The following is a 234-nucleotide window of genomic DNA, read 5'->3' on the forward strand; positions in this document are numbered from 1 at the left end:
GTGGCGTTCGCAGGGCTCCTGGTCGTCATCATGCGATCCGACGAGGTTCGCGGCATCCTGACGGATCTCGTCCGGCGAGCCCTCACCGTGTCCTGATGCGCCCCCGGAGGAGCGGCGCCGGTCGCGCCGGGGCGGGGGAGCGAGGCTCCGTCGCCGCAGAACTCGCTCTCGGGCTGCCCGCCGTGGTGCTGGCGCTCCTGCTCGGTGCGGGCGCGCTCGGCGCGGCATCGCGCC

At 75.2% G+C, this 234-nt stretch carries 1 protein-coding gene; it reads left to right on the plus strand.

Features of this window, described 5'->3' with window-relative positions; all coding sequences use genetic code 11:
• On the plus strand, window positions 1–96 hold the full coding sequence (locus SB773_RS34810) for a DUF4244 domain-containing protein (RefSeq protein WP_410595131.1): 96 nt from the start codon (window positions 1–3) through the stop codon (window positions 94–96).
• Window positions 97–234: the final 138 nt, after the last annotated feature.

This window comes from Bacillus sp. SIMBA_074 (assembly GCF_046534555.1).
Taxonomy (GTDB): domain Bacteria; phylum Bacillota; class Bacilli; order Bacillales; family Bacillaceae_G; genus Bacillus_A; species Bacillus_A mycoides.